General features: G+C 60.1%; 18 protein-coding genes. 5 read left to right on the forward strand and 13 right to left on the reverse strand.

Annotated elements, in window-relative coordinates; translation table 11 throughout:
• Window positions 1-3: 3 nt before the first annotated feature.
• The 5 genes from KLP42_RS22190 to ubiT all read right to left on the reverse strand — a co-directional run bounded on the left by KLP42_RS22190 (window position 4) and on the right by ubiT (window position 5,870).
• On the reverse strand, window positions 4-2,196 hold the full coding sequence (locus KLP42_RS22190) for a methyl-accepting chemotaxis protein (RefSeq protein ID WP_252193180.1): 2,193 nt from the start codon (window positions 2,194-2,196) through the stop codon (window positions 4-6).
• A gap of 493 nt (window positions 2,197-2,689) precedes the next feature.
• The gene (gene ric / locus KLP42_RS22195) at window positions 2,690-3,361 is read right to left on the reverse strand and encodes an iron-sulfur cluster repair di-iron protein (protein WP_502941338.1); all 672 of its coding nucleotides are present in this window, start codon (window positions 3,359-3,361) and stop codon (window positions 2,690-2,692) included.
• Window positions 3,362-3,469: 108 nt separating this feature from the next.
• Window positions 3,470-4,393, reverse strand: a complete 924-nt coding sequence (gene ubiV / locus KLP42_RS22200; protein WP_215569587.1) for a ubiquinone anaerobic biosynthesis protein UbiV — start codon at window positions 4,391-4,393, stop codon at window positions 3,470-3,472.
• Complete coding sequence (gene ubiU / locus KLP42_RS22205; RefSeq protein ID WP_215569589.1) at window positions 4,390-5,367, reverse strand: ubiquinone anaerobic biosynthesis protein UbiU; 978 nt, start codon at window positions 5,365-5,367, stop codon at window positions 4,390-4,392. Before ubiU ends, ubiV begins: the two co-directional genes overlap by 4 nt.
• Complete coding sequence (ubiT, locus tag KLP42_RS22210) at window positions 5,367-5,870, reverse strand: ubiquinone anaerobic biosynthesis accessory factor UbiT (protein ID WP_215569591.1); 504 nt, start codon at window positions 5,868-5,870, stop codon at window positions 5,367-5,369. The genes ubiU and ubiT overlap by 1 nt, the downstream gene beginning before the upstream one ends.
• Before the next feature lie 156 nt (window positions 5,871-6,026).
• Here ubiT and KLP42_RS22215 point away from each other — a divergent pair, with 156 nt between their 5' ends.
• Both KLP42_RS22215 and KLP42_RS22220 read left to right on the forward strand, forming a co-directional pair.
• Window positions 6,027-7,502 carry a UbiD family decarboxylase gene (locus tag KLP42_RS22215; RefSeq protein WP_353844910.1) on the forward strand — a complete coding sequence of 492 codons (1,476 nt, stop codon included), beginning with the start codon at window positions 6,027-6,029 and terminating at the stop codon, window positions 7,500-7,502.
• Window positions 7,499-8,068 (forward strand): UbiX family flavin prenyltransferase, encoded by a 570-nt coding sequence (locus tag KLP42_RS22220; RefSeq protein ID WP_165222421.1) that lies wholly within the window; start codon window positions 7,499-7,501, stop codon window positions 8,066-8,068. The genes KLP42_RS22215 and KLP42_RS22220 overlap by 4 nt, the downstream gene beginning before the upstream one ends.
• A gap of 19 nt (window positions 8,069-8,087) precedes the next feature.
• Here the strand turns inward: KLP42_RS22220 and KLP42_RS22225 are convergent, their stop codons facing one another.
• The 8 genes from KLP42_RS22225 to KLP42_RS22260 form a co-directional block, all read right to left on the reverse strand.
• Entirely contained in the window at window positions 8,088-9,278 is a 1,191-nt protein-coding gene (locus KLP42_RS22225) for an NnrS family protein (protein ID WP_215569595.1), read from the reverse strand.
• Window position 9,279: 1 nt separating this feature from the next.
• The gene (locus tag KLP42_RS22230) at window positions 9,280-10,500 is read right to left on the reverse strand and encodes an NnrS family protein (RefSeq protein WP_215569597.1); all 1,221 of its coding nucleotides are present in this window, start codon (window positions 10,498-10,500) and stop codon (window positions 9,280-9,282) included.
• Entirely contained in the window at window positions 10,497-11,246 is a 750-nt protein-coding gene (locus KLP42_RS22235; RefSeq protein WP_069041039.1) for an ABC transporter ATP-binding protein, read from the reverse strand. The genes KLP42_RS22230 and KLP42_RS22235 overlap by 4 nt, the downstream gene beginning before the upstream one ends.
• The gene (locus tag KLP42_RS22240) at window positions 11,243-12,049 is read right to left on the reverse strand and encodes an ABC transporter permease (protein ID WP_069041040.1); all 807 of its coding nucleotides are present in this window, start codon (window positions 12,047-12,049) and stop codon (window positions 11,243-11,245) included. Before KLP42_RS22240 ends, KLP42_RS22235 begins: the two co-directional genes overlap by 4 nt.
• 12 nt (window positions 12,050-12,061) lie before the next feature.
• Entirely contained in the window at window positions 12,062-13,099 is a 1,038-nt protein-coding gene (locus tag KLP42_RS22245) for an ABC transporter substrate-binding protein (protein WP_215569599.1), read from the reverse strand.
• A 103-nt stretch (window positions 13,100-13,202) separates the two neighbouring features.
• A complete protein-coding gene (locus KLP42_RS22250) occupies window positions 13,203-13,886 on the reverse strand; it encodes an NnrU family protein (protein WP_215569601.1) in 684 nt (227 codons plus the stop codon).
• Window positions 13,883-14,359, reverse strand: coding sequence for a hemerythrin domain-containing protein (locus KLP42_RS22255; RefSeq protein WP_215569603.1), 477 nt, complete (start codon window positions 14,357-14,359; stop codon window positions 13,883-13,885). The genes KLP42_RS22250 and KLP42_RS22255 overlap by 4 nt, the downstream gene beginning before the upstream one ends.
• 10 nt (window positions 14,360-14,369) lie before the next feature.
• Window positions 14,370-14,525: a hypothetical protein gene (locus KLP42_RS22260; RefSeq protein WP_205910163.1), complete on the reverse strand. Its 156-nt coding sequence runs from the start codon at window positions 14,523-14,525 to the stop codon at window positions 14,370-14,372.
• Between the two features lie 124 nt (window positions 14,526-14,649).
• Between KLP42_RS22260 and KLP42_RS22265 the strand changes: the two genes are divergently transcribed.
• The 3 genes from KLP42_RS22265 to KLP42_RS22275 all read left to right on the forward strand — a co-directional run bounded on the left by KLP42_RS22265 (window position 14,650) and on the right by KLP42_RS22275 (window position 16,087).
• Window positions 14,650-15,195 carry a cytochrome c oxidase subunit 3 gene (locus tag KLP42_RS22265; RefSeq protein WP_215569605.1) on the forward strand — a complete coding sequence of 182 codons (546 nt, stop codon included), beginning with the start codon at window positions 14,650-14,652 and terminating at the stop codon, window positions 15,193-15,195.
• An 8-nt stretch (window positions 15,196-15,203) separates the two neighbouring features.
• A complete protein-coding gene (locus KLP42_RS22270) occupies window positions 15,204-15,479 on the forward strand; it encodes a cytochrome C oxidase subunit IV family protein (RefSeq protein ID WP_215569607.1) in 276 nt (91 codons plus the stop codon).
• A gap of 155 nt (window positions 15,480-15,634) precedes the next feature.
• Entirely contained in the window at window positions 15,635-16,087 is a 453-nt protein-coding gene (locus KLP42_RS22275; protein WP_054149255.1) for a c-type cytochrome, read from the forward strand.
• The last annotated feature ends 16 nt before the right edge of the window (window positions 16,088-16,103 follow it).

Raw genomic sequence — 16,103 nt, forward strand, 5'->3', positions numbered from 1 at the left:
GACTCAGGCCCTCATCCTTCCTGGCACGATGTTGCCGTCGGAAGGTGAGGTCAAACGGAAGCCAAGAAGCAGGCTCTGAAGAGTGGCGCTTTCGCTGGCTAAGGCTGCGCCAGCAGCGTTCATCTCTTCCACCATGGCCGCGTTCTGTTGTGTCGATTGATCCAGATGGTTCACCGCCACATTGACCTGCGAAAGGCCGACCGCCTGTTCCTGGGCTGCAATGGCGATGGCATCCACATGGCTTGCTGCTTCCTGCACCAGCTCGTCAATCTCGGCCAGTCCGGTACCGGTCTCGGAGACCAGCTCGACCCCCTGGCGAACAGCCAGTTCAGAATTACCGATCAGTCCCGAGATTTCGCGGGCCGCCTGTGCCGAACGTTGTGCCAGCTCCCGGACTTCCTGCGCAACCACGGCAAACCCCTTGCCGGCCTCGCCGGCGCGGGCTGCCTCGACGCCCGCGTTGAGAGCGAGCAGGTTTGTCTGGAAGGCAATCTGGTCGATCACATCGATAATTTGGCTGATCTGGCTCGATGCCTGTTCTATCTTGTCCATCGCCGCCACGGCGTTTCGTACCACTTCACCTGATCGATTTGCCCTTTCGCGTGCGCGCTTCGTCACGCTGCGGGCCAAATCTGAGCGTCTGGACGTGGCTGTCACATTTGCTGTGATCTGTTCCAGTGCAGCGGCCGTCTCTTCAAGCGAGGCGGCCTGCTGCTCGGTGCGCTTCGACAGGTCATCCGATGCTGAAGAAACTTCGGATGCTCCACCGGTGACGGTCGTGACCGATTGGCCAACACCAACCAGCGCTTGCCGCAACTGCACCACCGAGCGATTGAAGTCATGGCGAAGGTCTTCGAACTGCGGCGCGAAAGCCTGGGTCACCTCGCAAAGAAGGTCGCCAGCAGCAAGTTTCCTCAAGGCCTGGGCAAGCGTGCCCGTCGCCTTGTTCATACGCGCTTCGGCCTCTGCCTCTGCTGCGATTTGCATGTCAACTCGGTCGCGTTCGGCCTGTTCGCGCGCACGCTCTGCCTCAAGCTCCAGTTCGCGATTGCGGATCGCAGAGAGCCGGAAGACTTCCACCGCTTTGACCATGTCTCCGACTTCGTCCTTCCGGTCGGCAGACTGCCCCGTTGTCTCAAGGTGCCCCTCCGCCAATCTGCGCATTGACAGTACGAGCGCCTTCAGTGGATGGCTGATGGTGCGTGCCAGGAGCATCGACGAAGCGATGACCAGAACTGCTCCAGCGACACAAAGGAGCAGAACCGTTCCGAGGCGAGTGAATGCGCCTGCGGCGATGGCGCGAGCCTCGCTGCCGAGGCGTTCAAGGCTTGCCGTTTCCAGAGCCTTCATTGCGTCAATGCGCTGACTAGCGGCTGCAAACCAGCGATCAGCACTCAAATCACTGGCCGCTGTTGGACCCATCCCAATCAAGGTCGACCTTGTAGTTTCGATCTCCTGCGACGCTGGAATGGATAGGTGCGAAGCGTAGGCGGATTGCCGTTCCTTCTGTTGCAGGGCGAGGAAGTTATCGATCAACACATTCTGCGCGCCAGCCATGCGGGCAAAGGGAGCAATGCGCTCGGGGTCGATATCCCCGGACGTGATGAAGGCGTTGCCGGTAGCGCGTTCCTGGCCTGCGATCTCCTTTGCCTGCATGAGCAGGTTATAGGCGATCATTTCGGCCGCGATCCTCGACCCGACACCCTGGAGGGACAGTTCCGAGGCGAGGCCCGAGAGCTCACCGATTAGGCCGCTATAGAAGTCGAAGGACTGTTTTCCGGTGATTGACAGATTGTCGATGGATCGCCTGGTGTCGGCGAGGCTTTTCAATGTGTCCTGAGCGAAGCTCCAGCGACGGTTGAGCTCTGTGTTTTCGAATTCCGCCAAGGCATCAGCGAGATCCGGCAATTTTGCCAGAGCCACATCCGTCGATTGACGCGCTGTCACAAGCGGCTGCTTGTCCGCACTTCCCTTTGATCCGATGTATCCAGCGCTCTGCCCGCGCTCTCCCTGAAGGACGTGGATCAGCTCGCCCATCGCCGCGATGTTCTCGCTCACTTTGACCACGGTCTGCATCTGCTGGTAGGAACCCCAAGAGCTTAGAAACTCCATCGAGGCAAGGGTGAGTGCTGCAACCAGGGGGATCATGATCGCAAGCCAGAGGCGTTTGCTGATTGAAAAGTCGGTGATGCGCATCTGCAGGTTGTCCTGAGCTGGGGCATCATGCCGAATATCGTAACATCATGATACGATGTGAATTTTAGCTAGAATTGATGTGATGAGGTAAAAACCTGCCTAACGCATTCTGGCTCGGTTTGACGGATGCCAAGCGTCGAAAAAATAAACCTCAGCGTGCGTCAACCCAATGCAGGTTTGGTGGGGATTTGAAGCGCGAACTGCACATTTACGCGCAAACTCCAGGCGCAATTGAGCGGATGGCATGGAGAGGCCGATCATCGTCTGTCGCCTGTGTATCGAGGATCAAGTGACAGCAGCCGGTCCATGAGATAGGCGACCGTCTCGGGTCCGGCGCAGCCACTGATCACGCATTCATGCATGTCGCAGACGGTGTCACAGACTCGCTCACGCCGCGATCTAAAGACGACCGGAGGAACAAACCTGTCGCGGTCTATGCCTCGGTCCGGCTTATGGCTCTTCAACATGATTCCTCATCTTCAATAGATTTGTTTTAGAGGGTCCCGCCGGTAAAGCGTGGAAAGAGGACTTCATTTTCCAGATGCATGTGCTGGACCAGATCGTCGGCGAATTTCTTCGCCCCTGCGTAAAGCGCGCGCCATGAATTGCATGCGCCGTCCGGCAGATGAAATCCGCCTGTCACGTGCTCGAGTTCTGCCAGATGCCCGGCCTCTACGTCATGTTCGTGGCGCATCTGTTCGATGGGTCTCGTCAGAGCTTGATGGTCGCCGCGTTCCATGAGCGGGAAGAGCATGAGCTCCTCGCGATGCATGTGGCTGTGTAGGTCGCTCTGGATGCGCTCCAGCAGATTTGCCAGGCCGATCGGTGCATCGGGGTGGTCCCCATGCACCCGCTCGACCTTTGCCGCAAGCGGGATCAGCGAGATGAGTTCTGCGCGGTGGGTGTCGTGGTAGCGTGTCCTGAGGTGCTTGATCAGATCGGCAGTTCCATCCGGTGCTTCTGTCGAGGCGGCGTCGACAAGGCTCTGCAATTCGTCCACCAGGGTTTCCGGCGAGAGTCCTGCGGCTTCAGCCGCAACCTCGATGCTATCTGAGCCACCGCAGCAGAAACTGATGCCGTGACTGCGGAAAAGTGCGGCTGCACCGGGGAGGGAGGTCGCAATCTTTCCGACCGTCTGGCTTGCGTCAAGTTCCATCGAGTTCACCTTGCTTTGCGCTTCAATGCGTGATCGCTGTGGTGCCGACTATGGTGAGGAACGCCTATCTGGTCGTTGCGCTTTCGCAAACAAGATGTGCTTGCACTCCCTCGCCCGTTATGGCGCATGGGCATTGCTTTTCGCCCGCGATACCCAGCCAGCTCCCTCTCGCCCGTGATGAAAGCCGTTGGAGAACTTGGCTTTGGGATAAGTATGCCCGATCAGTTCGATGGCCTCTTGGGGTTCCATGCTGCCCGACAGCGTTTCCTGGAAGATGGCGGCGATGCGCGCCATGTCGCAGTCCTGTGGTGAGAGACGGAAGGCATTGACCCCGGCCTCTTGCAAGTCCTTCAGTTCGCTGAGCAGGAGTTGGCACGTATGCGACATTGTCTGCACGCCATTGAGCACCAGGAATGACTGGCGATCGAGTGTCCTGATTGACAGGCCGTCCGGCTCCTCGCCACAGACGAACTGGCAGTTGTCCTTGATCCTGCCCTTGGAACGGGCATGGGCGCAGCGGGCCGATATGGCAAGCGGCATGCGACCGAATACCATCACTTCGAGAGCCACATCCGGCGCGTCGGCGGCGATCCTGGCGATCGAGCTAAAGGGAAGTTCCGGCGGAAGACAGATACGGTCTGCCCCGCGTTGTGCCAGCAAGCGCGCGGTCGGGCCATTATAGACATTGACCAAGGGACCGACGAGGTGTCGACGGCCCTTGATCAGGCCGATGGCGGAGAGGTCATTGACCTCAATGGGGTAGTCCGACGTTTCGATCAGCTCTTTCACAATCCGGCTTTCGCGCTCCAAGGTCACGAGCGCCAGCGACGAGAAGGCTAAGGATTTCCCGGCCCGTTCCAGGCGTTCTACGACCTCTGCCAGATGGGGTTCGATGAAATGCTGCCGCTTGGAGCACACGGTCTCGCCGAGGATGACGCGATCCACCGGCGCTTCGTCCGCGATCTGAAAATAGAAATCGCGCCATTTCGGGCCGTCCCAGAGATAGTAGACGGGGCCCAGTGTCAGTTCGGTCATGCTCATCTCCAGCGCTTCTCATAGGCGCCGACCGTCGTCTTCTGCCCTTCGCTCAGCGCCCTCAGCCGGGCCAACAAGGGGCCACGCCCCGAGGGGGCGGTTGCGAGTACCTGGCGCAGCGTCGATACGACTTCGGCCACATAGGCTTTGCCGCGCTGGCGTCCTTCGATTTTCAAGGCCGAGACGCCGGCATCCTTCAAGGCTTCGATTTCGCCCATGACATCGAGGGACACGGGGTCTTCGAAGGCGTAGCCACGGGCATCGCCGATGTCGAAGCGTCCCTTGCACAGTGTGGGATAGCCGGCGGCCTCCCCATGGCTGAACCGGTTGATCGTATAAGTGCCGAGCTCCGACACCATGTCGGAGCCGTCCTGTCGGTACCGCACATGGCTCGCCGGGGAGCAGACGCCGTTCATGTTGGGCGATTTGCCGGTGGCGTAGGAGGAGAGCGAGCAGCGTCCCTCGGCCATGACGCAAAGCCCGCCGAAAACAAAGACCTCGATCTCGCATTTGACCTTGCGACCAATGCGGGCAATGTCGCCGATCGTCAGCGTTCTCGGCAAGACGACCCGTTTTGCGTCGAAGGCTTCGACGAGAAAATTGATCGCTTCGGGATTGGAAGCAGACGCCTGGACCGAAACATGCAAGCGCTGCTCTGGATACTGTTCCCTGACATGGGCCATGAGGCCGAAATCGGCCAGGATCAGCGCATCGGCACCGAGCCTTACGGCGTCGGCCGCCGCGCTATACCAGATCTCTTCGTCGCCAGCCCGCATGAAGGTGTTGAGGGCGACAAATGTCATGCAGCCTTTCTTGCGGGCATAGACAATTGCGTCGTGCAGTTCGTCCCGGCTGAAATTGAGGCCGGGAAAATTGCGGGCATTGGTCTCGTCGCGGAAGCCGCAATAGACCGCATCAGCGCCTGCATCGACGGCTTCACGAAAGGCGGCTGGCGTTCCCGCCGGACAGATCAGTTCCATCACTGGATCTCCCTCAGCGACCGGCTTCGGATTTCCACGGCCAGCCTGTGAACGATGGGGGCGGCCGGTCCTCCGATCCGTGCGAGATCACGCGGAAGATCGATATCGCAGTCATCGAGGGCGTTTCTCATCGCAAGCATGGCTTCCATGTCCCCGATCACCTTCAGGTCGCGGGAAAAGAACAGCGCATCGGCATCGCAACGCCCCTCAAGGAGCGCCAGCAGCATCACCAGCGGGGCCTCGACACCCGCATCCGCTGTGAATGCCTCGCTCTGGCGCACCACCTTGAGACGGAGGAGGTGAGGCTCGATCAGGAAGATGAGGGGTAGATCAGTCGGAGCAAATGAAAAGCGGTTGCTCTTGTATGTGCCAAGGCGCTCGAACATGTCGCCATGAGCCGAGAGCAGGAGCTTGAAGAGGCGACTTGCCACGAGCTCAATTGACACGAGAGGCATGAGCGGCACGGCTTTCAGCGGGAGAGCCAGAATGGATGTTATCTGCATTGCGCCAATTTGAGTGGTTTGAACCGGCGCAAACCTATGGGAACGGCCGACAATCCAGATTGCTCCAGCGCAAAGACGCAACCGAATTCACAGGTCATAGCGGTCCGCATGACACATAACGCACCGCCTCGTCGCTACGACGGTCTTCAAGTTTTCATGACCGAACTGGAAAAGCGGGGACGACTTCTCCGCGTCGCGCAGCCGGTGAGCCTTGTTCATGAGATTACCGAAATCCACAGGCGCGTCCTGGCAGAGGGAGGCCCGGCCTTGCTCTTTGAGCGCCCGGTCCGGTCGGACGGTGCAGTGTCAGAGATACCGCTGCTTGCCAATCTGTTCGGCACGCGCGAGCGGATCGAACTTGGCTATGGCATCCCTGTCGGCAAGATCGGCGATCTCGCGGACCTTCTGGCCGAATTGCGCGAACCGAGGCCGCCGGCGTCGCTCCGGGATGCCCTGAAGAAGCTGCCTGTGCTTCGCTCCGCCATGGCGCTGGGATGCCGCAGGGTGTCTCACGCCGAATGCCAGGATATCGTGTTCGAAGGCGAGGCCGTTGATCTCAACCGACTGCCGATCCAGTGGTGCTGGCCCGGCGAACCGGCACCGCTGATCACCTGGGGGCTTGTCGTCACCGCATCGCCCTCCGACCCCAGGGATGTCAATGTCGGCGTCTACCGGCTGCAAGCGCTGGATCGCAAGCGATTGATCACGCGCTGGCTTGCCCATCGTGGTGCTGCAAAACACTTCCGGCAGTGGCAGGCGGTGGGGCAGGATATGCCCATTGCGGTCGTGATCGGCGCTGATCCACAAACAATCCTCTCCGCCGTCATGCCGCTGCCGGAGACAATGAGCGAGCTTTCGTTCGCCGGTGTGCTCAGAGGAAAGCGCAGCCGCGTGGTACGGGCGCTCACCCAGCCCCTTGATATTCCAGCCACTGCAGAAATCGTTCTGGAGGGGACCGTTTCGATCGCGGACACCGCACTTGAGGGTCCCTATGGCGACCACACGGGCTACTACAATTCCGTCGAGCCGTTTCCCGTCATGACCTTGAGGGCGATGACGATGCGGCAGGATCCTGTTTACCTCTCGACCTTCACCGGCCGTCCACCAGACGAGCCTTCGGTGCTTGGAGAGGCGATGAATGCCCTCTTCCTTCCCATCGTCAAGCGCCAGTTTCCGGAGATCATTGATCTCTATCTGCCTCCAGAAGCCTGCTCCTACCGGGCGATCGTCGTCTCGATCGACAAGCGCTATCCAGGGCAAGCGCGTCGGATCATGCTCGGGCTTTGGTCGATGCTGCCGCAATTCAGCTATACCAAGCTCATCATCGTGGTCGATGCCGATGTTGACGTCAGAAACTGGAGCGATGTCATCTGGGCGCTTTCCACGCGGTTCGACGCCTCCCGCGATCTGGTGGTGGTGGATAACACACCCATCGACTACCTCGATTTTGCCTCTCCCAAGCCTGGGCTCGGTGGAAAGCTCGGTCTCGATGCCACCAACAAGCTTGGCGCAGAAACCGATCGGGAATGGGGCCGCGTGCTGCAAATGACGCCGGAGGTCTCGGCGCGCGTTGATGCGATCTGGCGCGAACTTGGACTTGGATCCCTCAAGACAAGGGAAGGTGAGCCATGATGCGGCGCGTCATTCTCGGCATGTCAGGCGCTTCGGGGGCGGCGATCGGTCTTCAGGTCGGTCGGCTCCTGGCCGCCATAGATAATGTGGAACTGCATCTCGTCGTCACGTCAGCGGCGCGCCGGACAATCGCACATGAGGCGGGCAACGAGGCGATGGGGCGGCTGATCGGGCTCGCCACCCATTTCCATTCGGAAAGCGATATCGGTGCATCGATTGCCAGCGGATCGTTCCGCACGGCCGGTATGATCGTCGCCCCTTGTTCGATGCGGTCTCTTGCCGCCATCGCGACTGGGATCACCGATAACCTCCTCACCCGGGCGGCCGATGTGCAGCTCAAGGAGCGTCGCAGGCTGGTTCTGCTTGCCCGCGAAACGCCGCTGCATCTCGCGCACTTGCGCAATATGGTCGCGGTGACCGAGATGGGGGCCGTGGTGATGCCGCCGGTCCCCTCTTTCTACCGCAATCCAGCGAGCGTGGAGGATCTCGTCGCCCATATTGCGGCTCGTGCCGTGGATCTGCTCGGGTTGACGGATGCACCCTTGATACCGGAGTGGAGAGGGTGAGGGCGCTCATGGCTCCCTCCTATCCCTTTCGCGCTATCAACGGCATGTAGAAGACCACGTAACCCAGGAATGCCACGATCCAGGCAAGGCCTGCGATCGGCAATAGCAGCATGGTGTGCTGCGGCCAAATTGCGACCAGGATCCTCAGCAGTGCCGAGAGGATGATTGGTGCATAGATGAGCCAGGTTGTTGAGTGCGGGGACGTTAAAGCCTGGCCCGTATGGCCTCTCGTGGCGCGGGTCATCACCGCCAGCGTTACGACCCCGACCCCACCTGTCGTCCAGGCATGGATGCCTGCCGAAGCGAAGCCGGAGTGGTCCAACAGCATTGACAGGCCGGTCAGCAAAAAGCCTAAGGGAATGAAGAGATAGCCGACATGCAGGATCGTCACGAGGGGCTCCCCGAGCGTGCGCTCGGGGCACCATCTTGCCTGTCGCACGAGATGAGCAAGGCTGGCGACAAGCATCAGCAGCCCCGTGGGAAACCGGAGGCTTTCAAAACCGCCGCCGACAGCGATCCACATCGCCAGTGAAAAGCTTCCAAGGATCATGACGGCGAGATCGAAAGGGGCGAAACTCTGCGGCAACCGCCCTGGATTGTTCGCCTTCAGCCAGTTGCCGGTAAATGCCGGAATAATGCGCCCTGCAACCAGAGAGATGAGGATGAGGATCGCAGACAGCGCCAGACGATCGGCCATTTCGACGCGACCGTAGCGCTCGATCTCGTGATGGAAAAGCACCTGAGCGGCGCTCAGGAGCGCGAGAACGGCGACGATCTTGTAGTTGCGTCGGTTCGAGGCAGCGACAAGTTCTTTCAGAACGAAGATGGCGAGCACTGGCAGGAAGGCCAGCGCAACGAGTGTTGCGCCGAGCATGCCGGTCCATTCTGAAAAACTGATCGTCAGCCGCCCGGCGATCCAGAGAAGAAACAGCGCCAGAAGCGGTATGCCCGTCAAACCGGGCCTGCCGGTCCAGTTCGGCACGGCGGTGAGAAGAAACCCTGCTATCACGGCTGGGACAAAGCCGAAGAGGAGCTCGTGCTGGTGCCAGGCAACCGGGGGCAAGAGGGTCGGAACATCCATGAAGCCGAGGAACCACGGGACCCAGATAGCGATGGAGACGGCGGCCAAAAGCGCGCTGCCTGGAAAGAACAGGCGGAAGCCTCCAGACAGGAGACGCTGTGGGATGGACGGGCCTGGAAATTTGGTCATGTCAGCACCTTTCCTGATCGACCGTTTCCGGTGACCAGAGCAGAGGAATATAGGCCTTGGCCCAAAGGAGAAATGAGAGCGAAAACAGCGCAGAGGTCAGACCGTAAGCGCCGAAGGGCAGGGAGAGGGACGGCGCGAATTCCGGGAGGATCCGGAGAAGCACCGACAGGACCAGAAGCTGGATCGCCATCCGGGTTGTCTTCGAAAAGCGCAGCGGTTGACCGGTATGGAGCAGGCCTGCAATCGACAACACCTGCAGGACGCCGAGACCTAGCCCGCCCATCAGCGCCAGATGCAGCCCGCCCAGCCAGGGCAGAGGCAGGCCAATGAGGCTAAGGCCGCAGATGAGAAGGCCGGTGCCAGCCAGCGCACTCGACAGCCAAAGACCGCCAAGTTCGAAGGAAAAGCCTTCGCGCCCCACAAACCCCTCGGCAACCCGATCGAGAAAGGCTGCACCGGCAGCCAACATCAGATAGCCGCGCACGGCGTCCGAGAGCGTGGCTGCCTCTGCCACGATCACCAGCATGGTCAACCCCGCTGAGAGATGGACCCGGCCCGGATGCGGTCTGTAGGGCGAGGTCTTTTCCGTCGGATCGAGGATCAGGTTGGTCACCGGCACGGTGATGCGGGCAAGGGCGAGACCGAGCAGGCCGAGAAGCGCGAACCCGAGAATTCTGATCGCGCTTTCCGACAGATCGTAGAGTTCAAAGGCCATTGCGATCCGCAGCATGGCCGCAGCCGCAGCAAAGGCGGTGACGAACAAGACGAAGCCCAGGAGATCTGTGCTCTTCTTGCTCCAGGACAGGCGCAGCGCATAGGCGAGCAGGAACAGTATCCAGGCCTGATCGAACATCAGACCGATCAGCCAGCCGCTCTCGACGGCAAGCAAGCCGAGCACTCGTGCGCCAGCCCAGAGGCCCGCAAACAGGAAAAGTGGACGGCCGCTAATCCGCCGCGTGTCCGTCCATTCCGGCAGTGCAGAGGTGAGGAAGCCTAAAAGCGCGGCTCCAAAGGAGCCGACCAGCATTTCCTGCGCGTGCCAGTGGGCGGGAAGAGACGAGGAAGCAAATGGCAGGTCGAGAGACCAAACGACCACCCAGAGAAACGGCCAGAGTGCCGCATGCAAGGCGGCAAGTGGAAACATCAACCTCAGACCTTCGGCGGACATTGCCCTGGCAAGATCGGCCGAGGGAAGCATGCGTATGGCTGGAAGCACACTCATGCCAGCCTCCGCTCGTCATGTTCTTCCACGACGGCAAACAGCGGATGATCGGAGATGAGCCTTCGCGCCGTCTCGAAAATCATCTCCTCACTGCGATGCCCCGGTGTCTCGGGAACAGCGACGCAGTCGAGAATTCCATGGCCGTAGCGATCGAGAACCGCGATCCGGTGGCAGATCCGCAGCGCTTCATGGATGTCATGGGTGATGAAGAGCCCGCCCTTGCCGCTGTTCGAGACCGTGGCGACAACGAGATCCTGCATCCGTCGTCGCAAGGCGGCATCGAGTGCGGTGAAGGGCTCGTCGAAATAGAGGAAATCGGGGTCGGCGACGAGCGCACGGGCAAGCGCCGTGCGCTGGCGCATGCCACCCGACAACTGCGATGGAAACTTTTGCCAGTCGCTCTCTTCCAGCGATACGCGATCACAGGCCGCTGCAGTTCTTACCCTTCGCTCGGACCGCGCCACTGGGAGGCCGGATAGGCCGAGTGCCACGTTGGCTTCGACCGTTGCCCATGGGAGGAGGCGCGGTTCCTGAAAGACGAAAGCGCAGCGCGCATAGCCTCGCTCGACCTGGCCGTGGCGGGGGATAATCAGCCCGGCGGCGATCTGGGCAAGCGTGCTCTTGCCGCAACCGGATGGTCCGACCAGCGCGACCATTTCCCCCTGGCTGACCTGCAGACTGACCTGTTCGAGAACGGGGCGGCCGAGAAAAACGTGCCCCACGGCTTTGAGCTGGAGGAGGGTCATCGGCGTACGCCCCAGGGTTGGGCGGCTTCCCGCCATGCCTCGGCTTCGGCGCGCAGAGGCTGAACAATTCCATATTCGACGCTGATCAGCGCAATGACCGACAGGAGGATCCACGCAAGAGCTGCTTCCACATCGAGTGCGGAACGGGCATTGGCGAGCGCGCCTCCTATCCCGCCGGCATTGGCCAGCAACTCGGCCATGACTGCTGCCTTGAAAGCCGTGCCCAGTGCCATGACCAAAGCAGGAAATAACGCATGAAGCGTTTGCCGTAGGGATATCTGAAACAGGCGGGCCAGCCACGACAGGCCGGCCATACGGGCCATGTCTTCCAATCCCCGGTCTCGTGTCTGGATGGCCTCGGCTGCACCAACAAAGACAAGCGGCAATGCGGCGATAGCCGCGGTGGCAATGACCGTTCCGGCCCCCATGCCGAACCAGATCATCAGAAGGACGATCCAGGCGATTGGCGGGACGCCGATCAGCAAGGTTACTTGCGGACGCGCAAGCCTCATGATCGCCGGATGGTATCCGGCCACCACGCCTGCCATCGTTCCAAACACGGCGGCGAGTGAAAAGCCGCCGAGCGCCCTCAAGCTCGTCGACAGCACCAACATCTGATTGTCGGGGTCTGCTGCTAGCTTGAACAGGGTCTGGATCGTCTCGGCCGGTGCTGGCAACACGAAGCTGCCATAGGCTTCGGCTCCGAGCTGCCAAACGGCTGCAAAGACGGCAAGGCCGCTGAAACCCGCCCAGCCGGACCAGAGGAAGCGCGCCACCCTTCCCGCACGATAAGCTAGGCTCATGATGATCCCGCCCTACAGATAAAGTGACGCGTCCGGCATGCGACCGCCCACCATATCGAGATGCCTCTGTGCCACGGCTTTGAGCAGGGTCTCGATCGGTCCGCGAGCGTCCCGAGCGGCAATGGCGACGAGGTTCGAATAGGGGATCGACGCCTCCAGAACAGGCCATGGGAGTTCAAGTGCCGATGCGGCCTGGCTCGCAGCCGCTGCCGGATTGGCGTTCACCTCGACTGCTGCCCGTGCAAGTCCCGCAAGAAGCGCGGTCGCCTGTTCCGGATGATCGTCCAGGAAGTTTTGCGTCAGGGCGAGACCTGCCTGGGGCAGGACCGGCGTACTTGCGGTGACCTTACCCCATTCCTTCTGCATGTCGATGACGCGGTGAAGCGCCTGACCACCGGTACTGGCCTTGAAGATGGCGGCAGAGACTGCCGGTTCGGGTAGGAGCGCCGTGTCGATACGCCCTGCGAGCAGCATCTGCACAGCTTCGATCGGCGTGCCGGCCCGCTCTACCTTGACCTTGCCGGTCATCCGATGATGGGTAAGGGCCGCATCGAAGACGAGTTCCGGCGTGTCATTGGGGAATGGCACGGTTACACTTTGACCTTCGAGATCTGCGAAAGCCGCGATCTTATCGTTGCGCGACACCATATAGAGAAGACCATTGGTCATTACGCTGGCCAGTTTCAGGCCAAGGCCGCGCGTATGGAGATTTGCCGCCGCCGTTGTCGGCATGACTACGGCTCTCATGGATCCGGACGACAGGCCCGCCCGCATTTCATCGGGCGTGCGCCAGACCCTAAACTCCACCTTATCTGCGACGTTGCGCAGCAGGCCTTTGCCAACCGCATAGGCCAGCGTGATCGATGGTCCGGCAGGAGGGCCGAAGAGGACGAGTTGGTCGAGGGAGGAAGCGCGTGCCCGTGTGTTGAGGAAGGGAAGGGCAAGGGTCGCTGCGATGCCAGCGCATAAAGTGCGACGGGTTGTTGCATAGCCTGCCGCGTCGGCCTCAATGATATTCGTCTCGCTGACCTGTTTCAGGGTGTTGGGCATCCCGCTCTCCGAAAATTGATTTATTTACTCATGTTATAGCCGTCCGCGCGCGGATGTTTGACGTAGAGCAAGTAGTGTGTGGAATTACCGGCTGGAATCGTTCTCAGATGTCGAGCGCGAGAATCGGGTCTGCGCCAAACAGGGCGGCATGGCCTCCCGCGAGCAGCCAGAGTGTGACAAGCAGCGTCACGGCGAACCCGGCTACCAAATGTCCATCCAGACGCAACTTGGCGCGTCCTGAGAAAAGGGCGCTCAACGGAAATATGGATGTTGATCTCTCGATTGGTGACCAGTGGGCCCCCATCCTGCGCCTTGCGCGCTTTTCCGCGACAAGGATACCGACAGCAGAAAACAGACCGAGGCCACCGAAGACAAGGAGCGATCTGGTATCACCGTTTGCTGCGAGGTGGCCGAGAGACCAGAGGAAAAATCCCCACAAGACCGGATGGCGGGTGAGAGTTGTAATCGCGCCAGGTGTAGTGCCTGTCATGAAGCTGATAGATGCGGGATTGGGGCTGATAAGGCCTGCCGTGACCAGGAAGAGCCCGAGTGGCGACAACACGAAATTGGCAAGGGCGTTCCGGGAATCCGGCCGCCAGAGTTCGACATATTCGGTGCTCCAGGCCGCATGCAGGACCCAAATCAGGAGTGCCACGGATGTTGTCGAATAGACCACAAGGTAGAGCCGCAATCCAAGTGCTGCGGTCAGCTTTCCCCGGATGGTTGGTAAGGCAGGCACCGAATGCAACACCAAGAATACTGCAAGTGCAAGAACGACCTCAGTCATGCTGGGAACACCTGCGTTTCGGGTTCCACGTTTAGGAGCTGCTGCAGCAGCATCTGCTCCGCAGTTATATGGCGCCGGACAGCTTCCTGAAAACCGCGAACCATATGGGCCACCGTTTGAAGGCTTAGTCGGCATCGTTTGCGCGCGACAGCGGCCAAAGTGAGGGATAGCTCACGGGCCGCGCGACGGTCGACGCGATGTTCGGACTTGACCTGATCGAGAAGAAGCGAGCCGAAGCAGGAGCCGGCATGCAGCTCGAGTTCGGGGTAGAACTTTTGCTCCTCCAGCGTGTGGGCGGCGGCGACCAACGGTCCAATGTGCTTGGCAACCTTCTGGATACCACGTGGGATCTCACCTGTGTCAAAGTCCGCGGCCAATTCCTCCAGCTTCAAGCAGAGAATGAGAAGATCGCGGTGCTTGTCCTCGAGCGCCCTGACCTCGGTTGCCGTCAGGCTGGATCCATTCATTTTCATAAGTTCCTCCTTATTGGCCGAGAAACAGGACGACGCCGATCGCAAGCGAAGCCAGGACGGCGGCTAGCGTGCCTCCGCCCTGGAGCACGCCCATGCGCTTCAGCATCAAGGCAAAGCCCATGATGACAGGCGTCGCAACGACAAGGCCGATCTGTGCATCCGTCATTTCAGTCGTTTCCTTCTGTTCAGGAAGCACTCTGCCTTGTCTTTCGTCAGTCTTCTTTGCGCTCCCACAAAGAGCGCTTCGAATTTTTCTTTAGAACCGATCCCGACCAACGGGAGATCTGACCATGGCTATGCAAACGAGCCTCCAGGACGAGGCAAAGGACGACCACCTGCTGCTCTGGATACTGGTGTGGAGCGAGCTGATCGCTTTCGGCATCCTGATCCTTGGCTTCCTCGTCGTCTCGACCTTTGATGCCCAGGCCTTCGAACTGGCGCGTCTGCATTTAAGGCCGGGGATCGCCGGCGCGAACACGCTTATCCTGCTGGTCAGTGGGTACTTTGTCGCTGTGGCGATGCGAAATCGGCTTGATCTTGAGGCGGTGAAACGGCCGTTGACGATTGCAGCCCTGCTCGGCTTCTGCTTCGTGGCGGTCAAGCTCTTCGAATACTGGGGTGAGGTTCGCTACGCTCAGGATGCAACGCTCGACACCTTCTTCGAGCTCTATTTCATCATCACCGGCTTCCATCTGCTGCATGTCTTTTTCGGCGCCATTGCGCTTCTTCTTGTCGCCTGGCGCCCGGCACGGGAAAACCTGGTCCTGATCGCCACACTCTGGCATGTGATCGACCTCGTCTGGCTGGTCATCTTTCCCATTCTCTATCTTGCGTGAGGCTTCTCATGACCCGCAGACAGCACGAGGATTTGGTGGGTGTGCTCGCCATGCTGATGACCTTCGCAATTGGTGGCGCGATTGTTACGGCGCTCGCCGGTCCAACGATCGTACCGATTGCCGCCGTTCTTGCGATTGCCTTTGTAAAGGGACGGCTTGTGGTGCTCGACTTCCTCGAACTCAGGGGCGGACATCATCCCATGCGGATTGCGCTCATATGCTGGTTGAGCATCATTCTGATCGCCGCCCTGTCTCGGTCGCTGGTGGTCCTTCTTTTGGGCTGAACATTCGCGTCGTTGCTTGCCAAAGCGCAAAGAACAACTCCGATCACTCTCTATGAAAAGAACATCCCGCAGAGCCGGCGAGGGGATCGCCGAAGCCTTCGAGGCGGGGAAACCAGGTCGGGCCTTTCAAGCCTGGCAGACGGAAGGACAAGGGCATGGCAGAGCGCCTGACCAAGACCGGAGCGCGCAACGTCTTCTATGGCGGCTCCATTTTCTTTTTTGCGATCTTCGTGGGGCTCACCGCCCACAGCCATTACTACATCCGCACTACTTCAACAGATGAATCGACGCTGACCGACAGCGTCGCGCGCGGCAAGCATATCTGGGAAAAGAACGCCTGTATCAACTGCCACTCGATCTTGGGTGAAGGCGCCTACTTCGCGCCCGAACTCGGCAATGTCTGGACCCGCTGGGGTGGCCAGGACGATCGCGACGGTGCACGCGAGACGCTTCGTTCTTGGATGGCGGCACAGCCCTCTGGTGTCGAAGGTCGCCGCCAGATGCCGCAATTCAATCTGACCGACGAAGAGATCAACGATCTCGCAGACTTCCTCGAATGGACCAGCAAAATCAAGACGCAGAACTGGCCGCCGAACGAGGCGGGCTGAGCCCTTCGTGACCCAA

It is taken from the genome of Rhizobium sp. CSW-27, assembly GCF_018760785.1.
GTDB lineage: Bacteria > Pseudomonadota > Alphaproteobacteria > Rhizobiales > Rhizobiaceae > Neorhizobium.

Coding starts and splice junctions, on each gene's coding strand:
- KLP42_RS22190 (WP_252193180.1), bottom strand. CDS start 2,196: ATGCGCATCACCGACTTTTCAATCAGCAAACGCCTCTGGCTTGCGATC.
- ubiV (WP_215569587.1), bottom strand. CDS start 4,393: ATGAGCATGACCGAACTGACACTGGGCCCCGTCTACTATCTCTGGGAC.
- ubiU (WP_215569589.1), bottom strand. CDS start 5,367: ATGGAACTGATCTGTCCGGCGGGAACGCCAGCCGCCTTTCGTGAAGCC.
- ubiT (WP_215569591.1), bottom strand. CDS start 5,870: ATGCAGATAACATCCATTCTGGCTCTCCCGCTGAAAGCCGTGCCGCTC.
- KLP42_RS22215 (WP_353844910.1), top strand. CDS start 6,027: ATGACCGAACTGGAAAAGCGGGGACGACTTCTCCGCGTCGCGCAGCCG.
- KLP42_RS22220 (WP_165222421.1), top strand. CDS start 7,499: ATGATGCGGCGCGTCATTCTCGGCATGTCAGGCGCTTCGGGGGCGGCG.
- KLP42_RS22225 (WP_215569595.1), bottom strand. CDS start 9,278: ATGACCAAATTTCCAGGCCCGTCCATCCCACAGCGTCTCCTGTCTGGA.
- KLP42_RS22230 (WP_215569597.1), bottom strand. CDS start 10,500: ATGAGTGTGCTTCCAGCCATACGCATGCTTCCCTCGGCCGATCTTGCC.
- KLP42_RS22235 (WP_069041039.1), bottom strand. CDS start 11,246: ATGACCCTCCTCCAGCTCAAAGCCGTGGGGCACGTTTTTCTCGGCCGC.
- KLP42_RS22240 (WP_069041040.1), bottom strand. CDS start 12,049: ATGAGCCTAGCTTATCGTGCGGGAAGGGTGGCGCGCTTCCTCTGGTCC.
- KLP42_RS22245 (WP_215569599.1), bottom strand. CDS start 13,099: ATGCCCAACACCCTGAAACAGGTCAGCGAGACGAATATCATTGAGGCC.
- KLP42_RS22250 (WP_215569601.1), bottom strand. CDS start 13,886: ATGACTGAGGTCGTTCTTGCACTTGCAGTATTCTTGGTGTTGCATTCG.
- KLP42_RS22255 (WP_215569603.1), bottom strand. CDS start 14,359: ATGAAAATGAATGGATCCAGCCTGACGGCAACCGAGGTCAGGGCGCTC.
- KLP42_RS22260 (WP_205910163.1), bottom strand. CDS start 14,525: ATGACGGATGCACAGATCGGCCTTGTCGTTGCGACGCCTGTCATCATG.
- KLP42_RS22265 (WP_215569605.1), top strand. CDS start 14,650: ATGGCTATGCAAACGAGCCTCCAGGACGAGGCAAAGGACGACCACCTG.
- KLP42_RS22270 (WP_215569607.1), top strand. CDS start 15,204: ATGACCCGCAGACAGCACGAGGATTTGGTGGGTGTGCTCGCCATGCTG.
- KLP42_RS22275 (WP_054149255.1), top strand. CDS start 15,635: ATGGCAGAGCGCCTGACCAAGACCGGAGCGCGCAACGTCTTCTATGGC.